Consider the following 2,704-nt stretch of genomic DNA (forward strand, 5'->3'; position numbering starts at 1 on the left):
GTCACCTGACGCGTCAAAAATAGCAGTTTGTGCGCACGGACCAGCTGACATTGACCACTATATTGATATCGGAAAGGTCGGTAAAGATCTGACCAGCTTTCGGCCCGGATTAATTACTCATCAAACTCAGTCAAGGCAGTCACAGATATGGTTTCCGGACGGTTCAAAAATAGTATATTCTGATGGGAAAAGTAAGTCATATGAAGACGAAAAAACGGAAATATATACTATAAAAGCTGACGGAACCGGTAAAACTCAACTCACTTCAGATTCGGCAAAAGATAACTATCCTATGTATTCACCTGATGGTAAAAAAATTATATATGTGTCAAACAGAGCTGGAAGTGAAGATATATGGATTATGGATGCCAATGGAAAAAACAAAGTTCAGTTAACATCAGGTTCAGCAAAGGATTCGTTTCCGGTATGGAGTCCAGATGGCAAAAAAATTGCTTTTTGGTCTGATAGAGAAGGAGAACGTGGTATATATACTCTTGCTTTAGAAAACGGAAACAGTCCCGTTGCTAATTTCTCTGCTCCCTCAAGTTCAGGAAATGCTCCCCTGAAGGTACAGTTTACTGACAAGAGTACAGGCATACCAACGTCATGGAAATGGAACTTTGGAGATGGGAAAACTTCAACAGCAAAGAATCCTGCATACACATACAGTAAAGCCGGAAATTACACTGTCAGTTTAACAGTAAAAAGTACAACAGGAACAAGTACGAAAACAATAAAGAACTATATAATTGTGAAAACACCTGCACAAAAACCGACTGCCGCATTTTCGGCTACTCCGACCTCAGGAAAAGCGCCGTTAACAGTTGCATTTACTGATACAAACACAGGAACACCGACAAAATGGAAATGGAGTTTTGGAGACGGGACAAACTCAGTCCAGCAGAACCCAAAGCATAAGTATTCCAAAGCAGGAAATTATACTGTGGCTCTTACAGCAGCAAATGCTGTCGGCAGTAACACTGTAACAAAGACAAATTATATAGTTGTAGTATCAAAACCCGCTGCTGCATTTTCTGCATATCCAACTTCAGGAAAAGTCCCGTTAGCTGTTGCATTTACTGACAAAAGTACAGGAAATCCAACTGCATACAAATGGAGTTTTGGAGATGGGACAGTTTCAAGAGAAAAGGATCCAAAACATCAGTATTTACAGGCAGGAAAATATAAGATTACATTTACAGTAAGCAATGCAGCAGGCAGCAGCACTATAGTGAAGACAAATTACATAACAGTGACAACAAATACAAAACCGGGGATATTTTTAAAGCAAGTAAACGCTTAATTGAAAAAATAAAAACATCAAGACTAGAAAATAGTAAGGAAATTTGGAGTTTGTAAAATTCCGACAATCAAAAGCGCGTTTCTAAAAATTGTTAAGGAGTGACAAAGTTAACTTTTTGACAAGAAAGATGCTAATTTAATCTCCCGCGAGATTTTTCCTTTTTTTATTTATGTTATTGGCTCTTCGTTGTTTTGTGTGGATATTCTCATAATATTCTCATAAAAACCAATGCGGTCTTGAATTGAAAATCATCTTATCCATAGGAAATGACGAAGAGCCATGTTATGAATCACATTAAAAATGACATTGGTAGTGTTTTCCTTTGAAGCATAAGTATCTAAACTTAAACTTGGTAAAAATGTTTGGAGAACAGACATAATCAAGGCAAACAGAACCAGTGTATTAATATTTGATATATGTTAAGAAGATTAAGAAAATGAAAATGAATTTTCTGGAGCATTGGACTTTTTCTAGTACTTATTATTGGGTAAAGGAATTAAATTACTGATCTACATACTTTTACAACTGACTTTTAGGGCACAATTATAATTAGTAGTCAATTATAATTATCAATCAATTATAATATATATCTGAGCAAAAATCAGGAAATTTACAAGAAATTTCATAACTTTGCTTTTAAAACAAAAATCAGCTACATATCTCTTGTGGCAAACTCCTATTATATCTATTCCTTACATCTAAATGTATACAGATATAATTATAGAGAAATAGGTATTATAATAAATAAAATATGGCGTAAATAACTTAGCTATGAATATATAGAATATAATAGGTAAATACTTATATTAGATTACATATAAGATAATTTAAGGGTGTATATTTTATAGCGTTATATATGGCGTTACATAAATAGCACATATGAGCGAAGGGGGATGAATAATTCATACTCAGGTAAAGAAGCTGGCCGCTCTGAAATGGTTACCAACATAAAGGGTACATACAGAGTTTTTAATCTCTAGCTTAGAGAAAATGCTGTTTTAAGTAACACTTTCAGCATTTATCATAACTGAAGACAAATGAAAAAGCCTTGTTATTCAGTTGACTTTAACTTGGCAAACAATCTGGAAACACAGCAGGTTCTCTTGGTTATTTTATGAACCTGGGATAAGGTAGGTAATCTTTCGCTGGCAGGACAGAATTCTCCGGCTGGGGTTTATGAAAGTAAGAAGATCTGTACTTGTGAAAGTGAGGGAATATCGTGAAAATTAATCCAAGAGTGTTATATCTGTCAATAATTTATACTGTATTATTATTTATTGCATCAAATATTGTAGTAGCTGATGCCATGGAAACTGAGAAGTTAACAAAAGTGGCATCCAATGCTACATCTGATTACCCAGTTTGGTCTCCGGATGGAAGAGAAATCCTTTTCTCAAGGGA

2 protein-coding genes are annotated in these 2,704 nt (G+C 35.0%); both read left to right on the forward strand.

Annotation, left to right across the window (positions count from 1 at the left end; all coding sequences use genetic code 11):
• Positions 1 to 1,303: TolB family protein (locus ASJ81_RS10865; RefSeq protein ID WP_141241675.1), on the forward strand; the 1,303-nt coding region annotated here is incomplete at its 5' end.
• Positions 1,304 to 2,522: 1,219 nt separating this feature from the next.
• Positions 2,523 to 2,704: hypothetical protein (locus tag ASJ81_RS10870; RefSeq protein ID WP_212556065.1), on the forward strand; the 182-nt coding region annotated here is incomplete at its 3' end.

This window comes from Methanosarcina spelaei (assembly GCF_002287235.1).
GTDB lineage: Archaea > Halobacteriota > Methanosarcinia > Methanosarcinales > Methanosarcinaceae > Methanosarcina > Methanosarcina spelaei.